We start from the raw sequence: 15,986 nt of genomic DNA, 5'->3' as shown, positions 1-15,986 counted from the left end.
GGCTCACTTGGCGGTCGTCGAGCCGGTGGCCGTGGTATCGGTGCCGGTCGCCGCCGGGGCCTTTTCAGCTGACTGCATGGCCAACGTCTTGAACTCAGGTGCGGCCTTCAGCGATTCAGCCGTTTCGCTGGTCGTCAGCTTGACGCTGCCGTCCTGGGTGTTCTGAGCGACGGTGATTTTTTCCATCGGTACGGCGACGTTCTTTTCGCCGATGCCGAGGAAGCCGCCGACGCCGATGATCGCAGCAACGAAGCCGCCGTCCTTCTTGAGGATCAGGTCGTTGACGCTGCCGATGCTTTCATTGTTGCCGTTATAGACCGATTGGCCGATATAGGTGTTGGCGCTGACCTGGTCCGGAGCCTGCTCCGTGATATAGCCGGTCTGAGCCGTGTCTGCCGTCGGGGCTGCAGCCGGCGCCTGTGCGGCATCGCCTGCGGGCTTGGTGACATCAGGGGTCATCGGCTTCGGTGCCGCCGGATCGGCAGGCGCCGCCTGCGTCGGAGCGGCCGGGTCCGCCGGCTGCGGGGCCGCCTGCGAGAATGCCGCCGGTGCGAAAGCCGTGGCAAACAGAGCGCCAGCGGCAACGGTCGTCAAAAGTTTGCGTGTCATTTCGAACCTACCTTCGTTTTTCCCTAGAGTGATCCCTGGGCGGCATCGCCTGTTTTCAGGTCCACTACCGCGCCGGTTCGAAGAGGAAATGACTGGTGCGCCGATTGGTTCCGGTTGAAAACACGGAAAATTTCTCGATTTTCACGGAACATTTCTCAAGAGGCGGCAGCCGAAATGAGAAAAGGCGCCCCGGTCGGGAGCGCCTCTGGCAAGCAAATTCAGATGATCCGATGTTCAGATCACATAGACCGGATCGAACACGCCTTTGACGTCGATGCCGAGTTCCAGCAGCGCGCCGGCGCTGGGCTGCGCAGAACGGGCATCCTCGTCCAGCCCCTCCCAGGCGGTCGTTACCGCCAGCCGATCGGCGTTGACGCCGATGAAGGCAGGGCAAGAGGGCTGGACGGCGGGAACCTTGTAGCGCGAGATGCGCAGGCCATCGGGATTGTAACGGTCGACGACGCCGGCGCCCCAGCGCGAATTCCAGATATACCCGTCGGCATCGACCACCGAGCCGTCGATATCGCCGGGCTCGTTGGCGCTGTCGACCAGTACGATCGGTTCGCCCGAGGGCAGGCCGGTCTGCGGATCGACCATGACGCGCATCAGCCGGTTGAGGCGCGAATCCGTATAATAGCCGATCGTGCCGTCAGGCGAGAAGCAGATCGAATTCGGGATGCTGATGCCGTTGAAGATCTTCGTCACCTTGCCGCTAGCGACATGATAGATGGCGCCGGCCTGGTTTTCCGCCCGCTTGCTCATCGTGCCGATCCAGAGCGCACCGGAGGGATGGGTGCGGCCGTCGTTCGAACGGTTTTCCGGCCTGTCGTTTTCGAGCGCAGCGTAGAAGGTGAGGCCGCCGCTGGCCACATCGCGGACGAAAAGCCCTTCTTCGGTCGCGATCAGCTGCCGTCCGGCGTCGATACGGGCAAGCACGCTGGCCATGGCAGGCAGCGGATGCACCTTTTTCGCGCTCGTCGAAAGATTGAGCTCGTGCAGTTCCTTGCCGAGGATGTTGAACCACCAGACGGTATTGCTGTCCGGATCATAGGTCGGGCCTTCGCCGAGAACGGAATTGGTGTTGCAAAGGGTCTTGCCCTCGAACTCGTAGATATCGGTCATACGTTCACGCTCCAATGGCTGCATCATAGGCGTAAATGGTCGCCTTGGCGCGCTCGGCAACCTCTGCCGCGGTCATTCCCGGCTTGTAGAGGCTGGTGCCGAGGCCGAAGGAGAAGATGCCAGCCTTGGTGTAATCGCCGAAATTCTTGTCCGATACGCCGCCGACGGCGGCAATCACCAGTTCCGGCGGCAGGATGGCCCGGATCGCCGTGATGCCGGATGGACCGAGCACGCTGGCCGGAAAGAATTTGAGACCGGTGGCGCCGGCGCGCGCGGCGGCCAGCGCCTCGGTCGGCGTAAACACACCCGGCATCGTCACCATGCCGTAGTCGCGGGCCCGGATGATCACCTCGGGCTCGACATTCGGTGTGACCAGCAGCTTACCGCCGGCGGCATGCAGGCTGTCGACCGCCTCGACCGTCAGCACCGTGCCGGCGCCGATCAGCACCTCGGCCGGCGCCATCTTCGCGGCGATCTCGATGGATTTGAACGGCTCCGGCGAGTTGAGCGGGATCTCGATCGCCGTCAAGCCATTATCGATCAAGGCGCCGACGATGCTCTCGATCTCGTCAGGCCGGATGCCGCGAAGGATGGCGATCAGCGGGCGCTTCATGTCGGGGAAGGGGATACGGTTCATCGTGTCAGCTTTCTCAATTCGGCCAGATGGTTTCGGCAGCGGCCGAAAGCCCGCGGCGCACGGCGGCGTCCGCATCGATGGCGGTGAAGGTAAGGGAGAGTGTTCTGAACGCCTGTTCGTAGAGCGCCTGCAGGCGTCCGGAAGCGACGAGGGTGATGTCTGAGTTGGCGGCATCCTGCAGCGCGCCGGCGATTTCGAGACCGATCAGCGTGCCGGAAAGCCGGGCTTGCGCGGCAGCGGCAGATATGCCGTGCAGAAGCTGGCCCGAGCGGGCGGTAAACAGCAGGTTGGAGGCAAGTGCTGGACGCTGGAAGGCCGCCGATACCGCCGCCTCGAAGGCCGCCGTGTCCGCCGGCTGCTCTCCCGCACCGGCAACCGCATGCGAAAGGATCGTGTGTTTGCTGATGACGTCGAACAGCTCGCCGGTCATGAAGGTCGAAAAGCCGGTGACCTTGCTATCCCTGACATGCACCCATTTCGAATGGGTGCCGGGCATGCAGACCGCCTGCGCGCCCGAGCTTGCGGTATCGAGTGCGCCGAGAAGCTGGGTTTCCTCGCCGCGCATGACGTCGGGCGTCGCCTTATCCCGCTGGGCAAGGCCCGGCAGGATGCGGACGTCGCGGCTTTCGCCAGGCACGGAGACTGCCGCGGTCAGGATCGAGGTGAGCGGGGCCGGCACGTCGATATAACCGGCCTCGACCCAGCCCTGCCGGGCGCCGGCCATGCCGCAGACGATCACCGGCAGGTTTTCCGGCGCCTCGACGGCGGTGAGATGGCCTGATAGCACGGCTGAAAAGCCGGTTTTTACAGCGCTCGTCATGCCTTCGCCGCTTCGGCGCTCGGCAAGGATGCTGCCGTCCCTGGCGATCAGCCAGAGCCGGAAACTGCTGGTGCCCCAGTCCACCGCGACATAAGCGGGATTTGCCATTACAGAACGCCTCCATCGACAATCAGGGACTGGGCGGTCATTCCCGCAGCACAGTCGGATGCAAGAAACAGGCAGGGGCCGACGATCGCGTCGGCCTGGAGGGGTATTTTCAGGCACTGCTGCTCGACGGAGCGCGCAATGCTCTCCTCCGTCAGCCAGAGCTGCATCTGCCGTTCGGTGACGACCATGCCGGGCAGGATGCAGTTGACCCGGATGTTCTCCGGCCCGAGCCTGCCCGCCATGCTCTTTGTCAGCCCGACGACCGCAGCCTTCGCCGCCGCGTAGGAGGGAAAGCCGCCCATGTTCAGTTTGAAGGCGATCGACGACATATTGATGATCGCCCCACCGCCGGCCGCCCGCATCGACGGCGCCACCGCCTGCGAGGCGAAGAATACATGCCGCAAGTTGACCGCCTGGTTGTTGTCCCAATAGGCCTCGGTTACCGCGTCGAAATCATGACGGTCGTCCCACGCGGCATTGTTGACCAGCACCCGGATCGGCCCTGAACTTGCGACGACGGTGTCGACCGTGCGCCGGATCGCCTCGATGTCGCGCAGGTCGGCATGGTAGAAGGAGACCGGATGGGTCGTCTCCCGCGATAGCCGTTCGGCGAGCTCGCGGCCTGCCGCCTCGGCGATGTCGATGAACGCGACCTTGGCGCCTTGGCGGGCGAAACCTTCGACGATCGCAGCACCTATGCCCGATCCGCCGCCGGTCACCAGCACGGCTCGTTCTTTGAACTCGGGAAATTGTGCTGCTGGCATCATGGTCACCGTCTCCTCCCGAGTTTGCCGCCGTTCCATTATTTGGAACTTAATTTGACTATATGGAATTATCGGTTTACGCTGGCCTTTCTGTCAAGGGTGGATGAGGCGATGAATTCAAACGGCGAGAGCGCAGCACGGGCACGCGAGACCGGCACGCTCGGCAAACTGATGGTTCTGCTCGATCTCGTCACCCATGCGGATGCGCCGCTGCGTTTCACCGATATCCTGGCCCTTGCCGGCCAGCCGCGCGGCACATTGCATCGCCAACTGAGCCATCTGCTGGAGGAAGGCCTGCTTGAACTTGATGGCGACGGCCGTTATGCGCCCGGCCTGCGCCTGCTCGACTTCGCCGCGCGCAGCTGGGCGCGCAACGAATTCCGGCTGATTGCCGAGCCGCACCTTTCCGATCTGCAGCAGGCGACCGGTGAGACGGTGCATCTCGGTGTCCTCAGGGGTCAGTCGATCATCTATCTCGATAAGGTCGACGGCCGTCAGCCGGTGCGCATGTATTCGCAGATCGGCAATGCCTCGCCCTGCTACTGCACCGGTGTCGGCAAGGCCGCGCTTTCGCTGCTTCCGGCCGAAAGCCTCGTCGATCTCCTCACCGGCCTGAGCTTCACCAGCTTTACCGCCTCGACCCATGTCTCAGCCGAAACGCTGCTGGCCGAAATCCGCGAGATTGCCGACCAGGGCTATGCTTTCGACCGCGAGGAGCATGAAGCCGGCATCCGCTGCGTTGCCGCACCCGTCTGGTCGCAGGACCGAACCTTTGTCGGCGGCATTTCGATCACCGGCCCGGCCTACCGCTTGTCGATGGAACTTCTGCGTCAATGGGCCGTTCCGGTTCAGTTGGCGGCTGGGAGGATCATGGAAGACATGCGCATCCGGCTCGGCCCCCGCCGCTAGAGCACGATGCCGAAAAGTGTGAGCGGTATTCGGACGACATCATGTTGGAGTGGAGAATAAATTGCCCTCCGCCCCCTTGCCGAATGCGATCTGAGAGCATGCTTATGATGAGGGCGATATTGAGATTTGCCGGCGAATCACGACAACTGCAAATAGTCTGCGAAATCGATTAACCACTTGCCGGCCGAACGCTGCATGCCGAGGCCGATTCCGTTAGATCCAAGCGATCGTCATTCTCCGATGCAATCGAACCGGCCGCAGCGCCGAAGATGAAGAAATGTGATGGCACCCTTGTCGCAAACATCCCCGGAAGACGACGACTACATCAACGAAATAGCCGGCCTGAAGACCCAGTTTGATATTTTCCGGTTCCTGAAACGCGTGACCGAAGCCTATCGCAGCCGCGCCTTCATGGTTCTCAATCTGCCGCCGATCACATCCCTGGATATCCAGGGCAGCACCGTCATCACCAGCTGGCCGGCCGAGTTTCTGGCCCTTTACGACCAGGAGGGCCTGTTGGTGAACAGCCCGGTTCTGAGACGCCTCAGAACATCGGCGCGGCCTTTCTCCTACGACATGTCGCGCCAGAACTGGTCGCGGGACGACGGCAAGTCCGGCCTCGTCACCACGCTGTTCGAACGGTTCAGGATGATGCGCGGCGCCTATTTTCCGACGCATGAGCCATCCGGCCTGCGCGGCGCCATCTCTTTCACCGGCGACCGCGAGCCTTTCAGCCCGGCGGAGATGCGTGAACTCTGCTACATCTCTATCCATGTCTACGACAGGCTCGCCGAGATCCGTAACCTCGATACGCGCATGACGGACACGCTGACCGACCGGGAAATCGACTGCCTCAACTGGACGGCGGCGGGCAAGACCAGTGCGGAAATCGCCGAAATCCTCACTCTCTCCGAGCACACAGTCAATCACTACCTCAACCGCGCCACCAAGAAGCTCGACACGGTCAACCGGACCCAGGCGGTTGCCAAGGCGCTGCGCATCGGCCTGATCAAATAAGTTGCAAAAAGCACGGCATGGTTTCGCCGACGCCCAGCGCTTGGGCATTTCCTTGCCGTTGTCGCCGTCTTCAGGCCGCTTTTGTGCCATTTCCGCCCGATTTCCGTCTGGCACGCTTTCTGCATCTCTTTTGCCAAAGGCCCAGAGGGGACTTGGACCAGCGCCAGCAAATGGCGCGGCCGACACGCCGCTGCCCGACGCCGATGCCGCTTTCCCTAGCCTTCGGTGTCGGCGGCGGTTGTTGCGTTTTGGCACCGCTTGCATCGCAGCTTGTGGTGATCTGGCCTTTCCCCTTCGTTTTTTTCTGGCCTTTTTGTCGGCTTGCGCTAGTTCGCCCCGGATTGCGCCGGTTCTCGGGGAGACCGTTGCGGCCATCAGGGCGAAAGCCCGGCGGACTTGATGGCCGCAACGGATCGCCGATTCTCCCCGCGCTTTTTTTGCTGGCCGGCAAATCGATTTTCCCTGCGATGATTTTGTTTGGCGAAGGCGTCCGCCTCCACTATCTGTGATCGAGAAGAAGCAGTGAGGGTGGAATGACCGACGTCACCAAGGAACAGGTTCTCGAAACGCTGAAGACCGTGCGTGGACCGGATCTCGAGCACGATATCGTCGAGCTCGGCATGGTTTCCGACGTCTTCATCTCCGACGGCAAGGTCTATTTCTCCATCACCGTTCCGGCTGATCGCGCCAAGGAGCTGGAGCCTATGCGGCTCGCCGCTGAGCGCGTCGTCAAAGCAATGCCGGGTGTCAAGGGCGCGCTCGTCACACTGACCGCCGATAAGAAGGCCGCCGCCGCCGCTCCGGCTGCCCGCCCAGTACCGAACCCGCCGCACGGCCATGATCATCAACATGATCACCAACATGAACACCAGGGCCACGCCCATGCCCCGCAACAGCCGCCGCGGGCCGGCAAGATCGGCGTTCCCGGCATCGGCGCCATCATCGCCGTCGCCTCGGGTAAAGGGGGAGTTGGCAAGTCGACCACCGCCGTCAACTTGGCGCTCGGGCTGCTTGCCAATGGCCTCCGTGTCGGCATTCTCGATGCCGATATCTACGGTCCCTCGATGCCGCGGCTCTTAAAAATATCCGGCCGTCCGACGCAGATCGACGGCCGCATCATCAATCCGATGGAGAATTACGGCCTCAAGGTCATGTCGATGGGTTTCCTCGTCGACGAGGAGACGGCCATGATCTGGCGTGGCCCGATGGTCCAGTCGGCACTGCTGCAGATGCTGCGCGAAGTCGCCTGGGGTGAACTCGACGTGCTCGTTGTCGACATGCCGCCCGGCACCGGCGACGCGCAGCTGACCATGGCCCAGCAGGTGCCGCTTGCCGGTGCCGTCATCGTCTCCACGCCGCAGGATCTGGCGTTGATCGATGCCCGCAAGGGCCTCAACATGTTCCGCAAGGTCGAGGTGCCTGTGCTCGGCATCGTCGAAAACATGAGCTATTTCATCGCGCCCGATACCGGCACCCGCTACGACATCTTCGGCCATGGCGGGGCCCGCAAGGAGGCCGAGCGCATCGGCGTGCCCTTCCTCGGCGAAGTGCCGCTGACGATGAACATCCGTGAAACCTCCGACGCCGGCACGCCGCTCGTCGCCTCCGAGCCGAATGGCGTCGTCGCCGGCATCTATCGCGGCATCGCCACCAAGGTCTGGGAACAGGTCAGTGGCCAGCCGCAGCGTCCTGCTCCGGCGATCGTCTTCGAATAAGCCTCGTCCATCAAAAAGTGTGCAGCAGCTCGAGGCGCGCGCAAAACAGAGACTTTCGAACCTCGAATCACCGCGGCGGATACCCGAAATTGCGAGGGAAACGTGGTGAAAAGCCGCGGATCACGGAAGATGTCTTGATTATTGCATGGCTTTGCTTCATATGCCGCGGCGCCATGATGGCGTTTGCTGCAGATGCTCAATGACGGCCATCTTCGTTTTCGAAGGGTCGCCTCGCCTGCAAGTTCGGAGTTGTCTTGTCGATCGAAGGATTGGTAGCTGCGATGCGGTGGAGCACAATGCGCATGCTGGCCGTTGAGGTTGCATGCAGCCGGAGTTGTATGAACTTTCTTGATCCGCTGTCGCTTCGAGCGACGCACACGAGCGACCGTCGCGTTGCCGCGCTGGCGGCCGCATGGAAAGGCTTTCGATGAAAAGCGCAATGGCCGCGAAGCGTCGTGAGCATCGGAGAGGCTGCCGGTGATCACCGCTTACTGTTCCAATTGCACGTCGGTCGAGATCCGCGATCTGTCGCATGCCACATCCTTTCCTGGGGATGTCGTATGGATCGACATGATCGAGCCGACCCGCGACGAGGAACTCTATGTCGAGAAGGTTCTCGGCATTGAGGTTCCGACCCGTGACGACCTCAAGGATATCGAGCCTTCCGCCCGCCTCTATGTCGAAAACGATGCCGTCTTCATGACCGGCTCGCTTCTCTGGAAGGCTGATACCGAGGCCCCGACGCTGACCGATGTCGCCTTCATCCTGGCCGGAAACCGGCTGGTCACCATCCGCTACGCCCATCCAAAATCCTTTGCGCTGTTCATCGCCGCCCTTCACCGGCTGCCGGAAAACTGGCGCAGCGGTGCTGCCCTTCTCGCCAAGCTGTTGGAGACGATCGTCGACCGCACCGCCGAAATCCTCGAGGTTTCGATCTTGCGCCTCGACATCCTGTCGATGCATGTCTTCGGCGACCGGGCGAAGAAAACGCGCAAGCCCTCGAACTACCTCGAGGAGAAGTTGCGGGATATCGCCGGCCATCACCGGATGATCAGCAAGGTGCGCGACAGCCTCGGTTCGCTTTCCCGCCTGCTTACCTTCTTTCACACGATCCCGGCGATCCAGCAGGACCGTGAGGCGAAGGAGCTCTGCCGCACCGTCTCGCGCGATATCCAGTCGCTGTCGGAGCATGCCTCCTTCGTCGCAGGCAACATCACCTTCCTGCTCGACGCGTCGCTCGGTCTGATCAACATCGAGCAGAATTCGATCATCAAGATTTTCTCGATCGCCTCGGTGGTGTTCTTGCCGCCGACATTGGTCGCCTCCGTCTATGGAATGAATTTTCAGGTCATGCCGGAGCTGGCCTGGGCCGCGGGTTATCCCTATTCGCTGGCTCTGATGGTGGTCTCCGCCGTCATCCCCTTTTTCTTTTTTCGCTGGAAAGGCTGGCTCTGAGGAGCCTGTTGCAACTTCATGTCTGAAGAGAGCCATCCGAACGAATCCCAGATGACGCCGAAAAAGCTGTTCTATCTGACGCTGGGTTCCGTCGGCGTCGTCTATGGCGATATCGGCACCAGCCCGCTCTATGCCTTTCGCGAGGCGCTGAAGCCCGTGGCCCATGACGGCCTCACCCGCTTCGAGGTCATCAGCCTGATTTCGCTGATGATCTGGGCGCTGACGATCATCGTCACCATCAAATATGTGCTCTTCCTGCTGCGCGCCGACAACGAGGGGGAGGGCGGCACGCTGTCGCTGCTTGCCCTTCTGATGAAGACCGCCAATGGCCATACCGCCATACTGATGCTGCTCGGCCTGATGGGTGCTGCCCTCTTCCTCGGCGATGCGATGATCACGCCGGCGCTTTCGGTGCTTTCGGCCGTCGAAGGCCTGAAGCTCGTCACACCGAGGCTCTCGGAATATATCGTGCCGATCTCGGTGGTGATCCTGGCGCTGCTTTTCGTCGTGCAATCGCGCGGCACCGGTGCCGTCGCCAGGTTCTTCGGCCCGATCACCGCCGTCTGGTTCATCGTCATCGCCGCCGCCGGCATTTCCCATATCTCGGACGATTTCGGCATCCTCGCCGCCTTCAATCCCTATTATGCCGTCAGCTTCCTGCTGCATGAGGGCTTCTACGGTGTCGTCGTGCTTGGCGCCGTCTTCCTGACGGTGACGGGCGCCGAGGCGCTTTATGCCGATCTCGGCCATTTCGGCCGCCGGCCAATTCAATGGGCCTGGTTTGCGCTGGTGTTTCCGTCGCTGACGCTGAACTATCTCGGGCAGGGCGCCCTCGTGCTCGGCAAGCCGGAGACGATGTCCGATCCCTTCTATCTGATGTTTCCGCAATGGGCGCTGCTGCCGGTCGTCATCCTGGCGACCGCCGCGACGATCATTGCCAGCCAGGCCGTCATCACCGGTGCCTTCTCGCTGGTGCGTCAGGGCATTAACCTCGGCTTCCTGCCGCGCATGGAAATCCTCTTCACCTCGGAAACCAATACCGGCCAGATCTTCCTTCCTTCGGTCAATGCCGTGCTGTTCATCGGCGTCATCTTCCTGGTCCTGAGTTTCAAGACGTCGGACGCGCTGGCGACCGCCTATGGCATCTCCGTCACCGGTGCCATGGTCGTCACCTCGATCATGGCCTTCGAATTCGTTCGCGCCCGCTGGAACTGGTCGCTTCCGGTTGCGGTGATCGCGCTCGCGCCGCTGGTCGTGCTCGAATTGATCTTCCTCGGCGCCAACCTTCTGAAGATCCACGACGGCGGCTATATCCCGATCCTGATCGCCACGGCCTTTACCGTCGTCATGTGGACCTGGCGCCGCGGCACCGCGATCCTGATGGAAAAGACCCGCCACACCGATATTCCGCTCGCCTCCTTCGTAAGCTCGATCGAGCGCAAAAGCGACCATTCGCCGGCCCAGGTTCCGGGCACCGCGATCTTCCTGACCAGCGATCCGGAATCGGCCCCCGCCGCCTTGCTGCACAATCTCAAGCACAACCATGTGCTTCACGACCGCAACGTCATCCTGACGATCCGCACCGTCAACAAGCCGCGCGTCCCAAGCCAGGACCGCTACAAGGTCGAGCAGATTTCCGAGCGCTTCTCCCGCGTCGAACTGCTCTTCGGCTTCATGGAATCGCAGAACGTCTCGCAGGCCTTGGCGACGTTGCGCAAGACGGGACTGAAGTTCGATATCATGTCGACCTCCTTCTATCTCGGCCGCCGCAAGCTGGTGCCGGACGCCAAGTCGGGCATGCCTTACTGGCAGGACCGGCTCTACATCGCGCTGGCCAACGCCGCCGCCAACCCCTCCGACTACTTCCGCCTGCCGGCCAACCGCGTGGTGGAACTGGGGTCTCATGTTATAATTTGATGGGTGGGAGCTGTTAGTTTCTCCTGTGGCGAGCCAGGTAGCAAGGCACAAGCGGCGTTCCACAGGCGACGCTTGACGGTGCCACGATTCCCCTTCTCCCCAGCGGGGAGAAGATGCCGGCAGGCAGACGAGGGGGTGAGCGGCAAAGCCGCGAATGCTCGTCGCGCAAGCGAAGGGCAATGAAGGGCGTGCCGTGTGGCCCCCTCATCCGACCCTTCGGGCCACCTTCTCCCCGCTGGGGAGAAGAGAGAGCAAGCCTGACCTCGGCCATAGCCACATTCCGGTACGGCCCGTTAACCCGACGTCAAGGTTAATGAGAGATTTTCGATGGAATGATCCCGCGTTCCATTGCCGGAGTTGGTTTTGCGTCGAAAGAGCTCTTCCCGTAGCAAGCTGCGTCTTTTCCCCGAGAACTGGGTATCGCCGATGATCTTCGGGCTTGCCTGCTGGCTGATCTTCCCGAGCGTCACGTCCCATGCCGATCTCGCCGCCATGCTTGCCGGCCTCGATCATGAGGGTGGGAACTGGCGCATGGTGCTGACCAATTCGCCGGCCGGTTCCATCCATCAGGCCGAACTTGCCTTCGCCGACCCGACGGTGACAGGCACGATCTCGTCAGGGGCCGGCATGGTGCTTCCCGATGGCCGCAAGGTTGCTTTCACTGCCAAAGACAAGGGCACCGCCAAGGACAAGGGCCACGAGGACACGCCGGACGAGGATCGCGTCAACCGCGCCACCAAGAAGGGCCGCGTCGTCGCCGTCGAGAGGATGCAGCCGCCGAAGGACTTTTCCGCCGGCTCTATCCTCGAGCGCACCAAGATGCTGTTCACCCCGAGCTTCGATCTCAATGACAGGTCGGCCTTCGTCAAGCCGAAGATCCAGGGCAAAGAAATCGAGATCGCCACATCTTTCTATAAGAAGCTGCCGGTGGTGACCGATGATGGCGTGCCGGCGATGCTTGCAAGCCTCGTCACCAGCGACAAGGCCGATGTGCTTGCCACTGCCTATGGGCCGGCCGCACCCGACTATTCCCGCCAGTCGCCCTTCGATTCCATACTGACCGAGCAGGACAGCGGCCGCTTCGTTCCGGAGATCGGCCCGCGCGACCATGCCTGGGCCGCAAGCATATTGGCGCCGAGCGTCTTTTCCGCCCGCGAACAGCAGTGCCTTGCCTCCGGCATCTATTTCGAGGCGCGTGGGGAATCGGTGAAGGGCCAGGCGGCAGTCGCCCAGGTCATCCTCAACCGCGTCCGCAACCCTTCCTATCCGAAAACCATCTGCGGCGTCGTCTACCAGAACGAAGATTGGCGCAACCGCTGCCAGTTTTCCTTCGCCTGCGACAGCATCAAGGACCGGGTGAACTCGGAATACCACTGGCGGATGGCTCGCGATGTGGCGATGGCGGTGACCGCCGGCAAAATCTGGCTGCCGCAGGTGGGCTCGGCGACTCATTACCATGCCGTCTATGTCAGGCCGAAATGGGCAAAGACCATGGAAAAGGTCGGCCGCATCGGTCTTCACGTCTTCTATCGCACCTATGGCGGCGGCTGGAGCTGAGATAAATCGCCTGCACAAGCTGATTTACCGGGCTCAAAAGCGGATTCTTTCCATCGAATTTAAGCGATCGACCCAAAATCGGTTTATCTCTTTGATTCGATGAAATTATTTTCTCGCTGGACAGAAGCTGTCTACGCCTTGACTATGCTAATCCCTAAAACTATGTTGCGCGCGACTTCAGAACGGGCCGGAAGGGTCTCACCCTTCGCGTCCGGGGTCCGAATGACCGGGGTAGCGGGAGTGCGGGCAACGGGCAAGCGAGGAGAGATCCATGGCGGACGACCGCGAGGAAAGTCTTGAAAAGCGCCGTACGCAACTGGAAGCGAAACTCGCGACCAAGCGTGTCGAGACGGGGAAGGACGAGGCCAGGGAAGCCCGTGCCGAGGTAAGCCGCAAAGGTTATGCCCAGGCGATGAAGCTTTCCAGCGAGTTCATTTCTGCCATCGTCGTCGGTGCCGTCCTTGGCTATGTCTTCGACCGTTTTGTTGGCACGGCGCCTTGGGGGATGATTGTTCTTCTGCTTCTCGGATTCTGTGCCGGCGTTCTGAACGTGCTGCGTTCTGCGGGGGTGGTGGCCCATCCCCTGGACGACGACAAGAAATAGGGACCGGGTTCCGGTCCAGTGCAATGACCCCGCGTCCTGCGGGCCAAAGAGAGAGAACAAGCGGTGTCTAACGATCCGACTCATCAGTTCCTGATCCAGAAGATTGTGCCGATCGAAATCGGCGGAATTGATTTTTCGTTCACCAATGCATCGCTCTTCATGGCCGCTTCCGCTGCCGTTGCCGTCGGCTTCCTTTATTTCGCGACCTCAAACCGTGCCATCGTGCCGGGCCGTTCGCAGTCGGTCGCGGAAATGTCCTATGAATTCATCGCCAACATGCTGAAGGAAGGCGCGGGCAAGCAGGGAATGAAATTCTTCCCGCTGGTCTTCTCGCTCTTCATGTTCGTGCTGACGGCGAACCTGCTTGGCATGTTCCCGTATTTCTTCACGGTGACGAGCCAGATCATCGTGACCTTCGCCCTTGCCCTGCTCGTCATCGGCACCGTCGTCGTCTACGGTTTTTATAAGCACGGCTTCCGCTTCTTCAATCTCTTCGTGCCGCAGGGCGTGCCGGTCGCGCTGTTGCCGCTGGTGGTGACGATTGAAATCATTTCCTTCCTGTCGCGGCCGATTTCACTCTCGGTTCGTCTTTTCGCCAACATGCTCGCTGGTCACATCACGCTCAAAGTGTTCGCAGGCTTCGTCGCCTCGCTTGGAACCCTGGGTGCTCTCGGTGTCGGCGGCGCCGTTCTTCCCCTCATCATGACCGTCGCCCTGACCGGTCTCGAGTTCCTCGTCGCCTTCCTTCAGGCTTACGTCTTCGCGGTGCTGACTTGCATGTACCTCAACGACGCAATCCATCCGGGCGGGCACTAAGGATAACGACATCGACGTCTCGAGGGCGTCAGTCATTCGCCGCAACAACCATTTCAAAGGAGTTCAACATGGAAGCGGAAGCAGCAAAGTACATCGGTGCAGGCCTGGCTTGCTTTGGTATGGCCGGTACGGCTCTCGGCCTCGGCAATATTTTCGGCAGCTACCTCTCCGGCGCACTGCGCAATCCGTCTGCCGCTGACGCCCAGTTCGGCCGTCTGGTATTCGGTTTCGCCGTTACGGAAGCTCTGGGCATCTTCTCGCTGCTCATCGCTCTCCTCCTCCTCTTCGCCGTCTGATATCGGCGAATAGATGGATCACGGCCTGCGACCGCAAGCCGTGATCCTTTGCATTTGCAGTCCACCTGGAGGTGAGAATGTTTTTTGTGACCCCGGCTTACGCTGAAGAAGCACCGGCGGCAGCGACGGGTACGGATGCGCATGCCGCTCCGGCCGCAGGCGAGGTCCATACCGAGACCGGTGTTGCCGAAGGCGGACACGCCCGCGGCCCTTTCCCGCCTTTCGATTCGACGACCTTCGCGTCTCAGCTGCTCTGGCTGGTGATCACGTTCGGCGTCTTCTATTTGCTCATGCAAAAGGTCATCGCGCCGCGCATCGGGGCGATCCTCGATCAGCGTCACACGCGCCTTTCCCAGGATCTGGAAGAAGCAGGCCGCCTGAAGGCGGAAGCCGACGCTGCCGTCCGGACCTATGAAGGTGAACTGGCCGCTGCCCGCGCCAAATCCAACGCGATCGGCGCTGCCGCACGCGATGCCGCCAAGGCCAAGGCCGAAGAGGATCGCCGCGCTGTCGAGGCGAGCCTGTCGGAAAAGATCAAGGCTGCCGAGCTCCGCATCGGCGAGATCAAGGCCAAGGCCTTTGCCGACGTCGGCACCATTGCCGAGGAAACCGCGGCTGCCGTGGTCGATCAGCTGATCGGCGGCACCGTAGCCAAGGCCGATGTTGCCGCTGCCGTCGCGGCGGCCAAGAAGGAGGCTTGATCGATGGAATTTGCCTTTGACGCGACTTTCTTCGCCTTTGTCGGCCTCGTCCTCTTCCTGGCCCTGGTGGTTTATCTGAAGGTTCCGGGCATGATGGCAAGGTCGCTCGACGACCGTGCCGACCAGATTCGCAACGAATTGGCCGAAGCCAAGCGCCTGCGCGAGGAGGCCCAGCACCTGCTCGCCGAATACCAGCGCAAGCGCAAGGAAGCGGAAGCCGAAGCTGCCCACATCGTAGCCGCTGCCGAGCGCGAAGCCGAAATGCTGACCACTGAGGCGAAGATGAAGACGGAAGAATTCGTCGCCAATCGCACGGCGGTTTCCGAGCAGAAGATCAAGCAGGCCGAGGCCGAGGCGATCAAGGCGGTGCGTTCCGCTGCCGTCGATCTCGCAATCGCCGCCGCCGAAACGGTGCTTGCCAAGCAGGCCGACGCCAAGGTCCAGTCCGAACTCTTCGGCAATGCCGTCGGCCAGGTCAAGACGCGGCTCAACTGAGCGCTTCGAAAAGATTGAGATCGAAGGCCGGGCATGTCCCGGCCTTTCTTGTTGGCAGACGTTTTTATCTATCCCAAGCTGTGCGCCACGGCTGTCGGCTTGGCGCCGAAGACTGCTCCTCACCCTAACTCTCTACCAGTAAACGAGGCGAGGGAACGTGCCAAACGCGGCTTTGAGGTTAAGGAAGCGGGTGCGGCTTGTCCCTTCGCTCCGCGAGCGGGGAGAGCGACTGTCTTATTTGTCAAGCGTTTTGCCATGGTCGTCCGTCCCTGATGATGGCATTGAGGATGGTGAGCAGCTTGCGCATAGTTGCGACGGTTGCGACGATCTTGGGCTTGCCGGCCGCGACCAGACGGTCGCGGAAGGCCTTGAGGTCGGGGTTGTACCGACTGGCGACGAGGGCGGCCATGAACAGCACAGCCCGCACCTTGCCGCGGCCGCCGC

The 15,986-nt window shown here is 61.5% G+C and carries 17 protein-coding genes and 1 pseudogene; 12 read left to right on the top strand and 6 right to left on the bottom strand.

Annotation, left to right across the window (positions count from 1 at the left end; all coding sequences use genetic code 11):
* Window positions 1-3: 3 nt before the first annotated feature.
* From HJB83_RS00090 to HJB83_RS00070, 5 genes are all read right to left on the bottom strand, one after another.
* Window positions 4-609 (bottom strand): PRC-barrel domain-containing protein, encoded by a 606-nt coding sequence (locus HJB83_RS00090; protein WP_221159345.1) that lies wholly within the window; start codon window positions 607-609, stop codon window positions 4-6.
* Window positions 610-843: 234 nt separating this feature from the next.
* Complete coding sequence (locus HJB83_RS00085) at window positions 844-1,731, bottom strand: SMP-30/gluconolactonase/LRE family protein (RefSeq protein ID WP_207583117.1); 888 nt, start codon at window positions 1,729-1,731, stop codon at window positions 844-846.
* A gap of 4 nt (window positions 1,732-1,735) precedes the next feature.
* Window positions 1,736-2,368 carry a 2-dehydro-3-deoxy-6-phosphogalactonate aldolase gene (locus HJB83_RS00080; RefSeq protein WP_221117558.1) on the bottom strand — a complete coding sequence of 211 codons (633 nt, stop codon included), beginning with the start codon at window positions 2,366-2,368 and terminating at the stop codon, window positions 1,736-1,738.
* 13 nt (window positions 2,369-2,381) lie between these two features.
* Window positions 2,382-3,296: a 2-dehydro-3-deoxygalactonokinase gene (locus HJB83_RS00075; protein ID WP_207583119.1), complete on the bottom strand. Its 915-nt coding sequence runs from the start codon at window positions 3,294-3,296 to the stop codon at window positions 2,382-2,384.
* Window positions 3,296-4,063: an SDR family NAD(P)-dependent oxidoreductase gene (locus tag HJB83_RS00070; protein ID WP_207583120.1), complete on the bottom strand. Its 768-nt coding sequence runs from the start codon at window positions 4,061-4,063 to the stop codon at window positions 3,296-3,298. Before HJB83_RS00070 ends, HJB83_RS00075 begins: the two co-directional genes overlap by 1 nt.
* A 108-nt stretch (window positions 4,064-4,171) precedes the next feature.
* Here HJB83_RS00070 and HJB83_RS00065 point away from each other — a divergent pair, with 108 nt between their 5' ends.
* The 12 genes from HJB83_RS00065 (at window position 4,172) to HJB83_RS00010 (ending at window position 15,542) form a co-directional block, all read left to right on the top strand.
* On the top strand, window positions 4,172-4,969 hold the full coding sequence (locus tag HJB83_RS00065; protein ID WP_207583121.1) for an IclR family transcriptional regulator: 798 nt from the start codon (window positions 4,172-4,174) through the stop codon (window positions 4,967-4,969).
* A 282-nt stretch (window positions 4,970-5,251) separates the two neighbouring features.
* Entirely contained in the window at window positions 5,252-5,986 is a 735-nt protein-coding gene (locus HJB83_RS00060; RefSeq protein WP_207583122.1) for a LuxR family transcriptional regulator, read from the top strand.
* A gap of 152 nt (window positions 5,987-6,138) precedes the next feature.
* Window positions 6,139-6,495 carry a hypothetical protein gene (locus HJB83_RS00055; RefSeq protein WP_221117557.1) on the top strand — a complete coding sequence of 119 codons (357 nt, stop codon included), beginning with the start codon at window positions 6,139-6,141 and terminating at the stop codon, window positions 6,493-6,495.
* A gap of 24 nt (window positions 6,496-6,519) precedes the next feature.
* Window positions 6,520-7,701: an Mrp/NBP35 family ATP-binding protein gene (locus tag HJB83_RS00050; RefSeq protein ID WP_221131093.1), complete on the top strand. Its 1,182-nt coding sequence runs from the start codon at window positions 6,520-6,522 to the stop codon at window positions 7,699-7,701.
* Between the two features lie 477 nt (window positions 7,702-8,178).
* Window positions 8,179-9,156 (top strand): magnesium transporter CorA family protein, encoded by a 978-nt coding sequence (locus HJB83_RS00045; protein WP_207583125.1) that lies wholly within the window; start codon window positions 8,179-8,181, stop codon window positions 9,154-9,156.
* An 18-nt stretch (window positions 9,157-9,174) separates the two neighbouring features.
* The gene (locus tag HJB83_RS00040) at window positions 9,175-11,073 is read left to right on the top strand and encodes a potassium transporter Kup (protein WP_207583126.1); all 1,899 of its coding nucleotides are present in this window, start codon (window positions 9,175-9,177) and stop codon (window positions 11,071-11,073) included.
* A gap of 363 nt (window positions 11,074-11,436) precedes the next feature.
* On the top strand, window positions 11,437-12,630 hold the full coding sequence (locus HJB83_RS00035; protein ID WP_221131092.1) for a cell wall hydrolase: 1,194 nt from the start codon (window positions 11,437-11,439) through the stop codon (window positions 12,628-12,630).
* 271 nt (window positions 12,631-12,901) lie between these two features.
* Window positions 12,902-13,234, top strand: coding sequence for an AtpZ/AtpI family protein (locus HJB83_RS00030; protein WP_207583128.1), 333 nt, complete (start codon window positions 12,902-12,904; stop codon window positions 13,232-13,234).
* A 63-nt stretch (window positions 13,235-13,297) separates the two neighbouring features.
* Window positions 13,298-14,050 carry a F0F1 ATP synthase subunit A gene (locus HJB83_RS00025; protein WP_207583129.1) on the top strand — a complete coding sequence of 251 codons (753 nt, stop codon included), beginning with the start codon at window positions 13,298-13,300 and terminating at the stop codon, window positions 14,048-14,050.
* Window positions 14,051-14,118: 68 nt separating this feature from the next.
* Window positions 14,119-14,346 (top strand): F0F1 ATP synthase subunit C, encoded by a 228-nt coding sequence (locus tag HJB83_RS00020; RefSeq protein WP_207583130.1) that lies wholly within the window; start codon window positions 14,119-14,121, stop codon window positions 14,344-14,346.
* 77 nt (window positions 14,347-14,423) lie between these two features.
* On the top strand, window positions 14,424-15,047 hold the full coding sequence (locus tag HJB83_RS00015; protein WP_207583131.1) for a F0F1 ATP synthase subunit B: 624 nt from the start codon (window positions 14,424-14,426) through the stop codon (window positions 15,045-15,047).
* Window positions 15,048-15,050: 3 nt separating this feature from the next.
* Window positions 15,051-15,542, top strand: coding sequence for a F0F1 ATP synthase subunit B (locus tag HJB83_RS00010; protein WP_207583132.1), 492 nt, complete (start codon window positions 15,051-15,053; stop codon window positions 15,540-15,542).
* Between the two features lie 241 nt (window positions 15,543-15,783).
* Here the strand turns inward: HJB83_RS00010 and HJB83_RS00005 are convergent.
* Window positions 15,784-15,986 (bottom strand): annotated as a pseudogene (locus HJB83_RS00005) (IS110 family transposase); the annotation flags it as partial.

This window comes from Rhizobium sp. NZLR11 (genome assembly GCF_019685115.1).
GTDB lineage: Bacteria > Pseudomonadota > Alphaproteobacteria > Rhizobiales > Rhizobiaceae > Rhizobium.
Note: the sequence above shows the minus strand (reverse complement) of the source record. Positions and strands in the feature narration are given on the sequence as shown.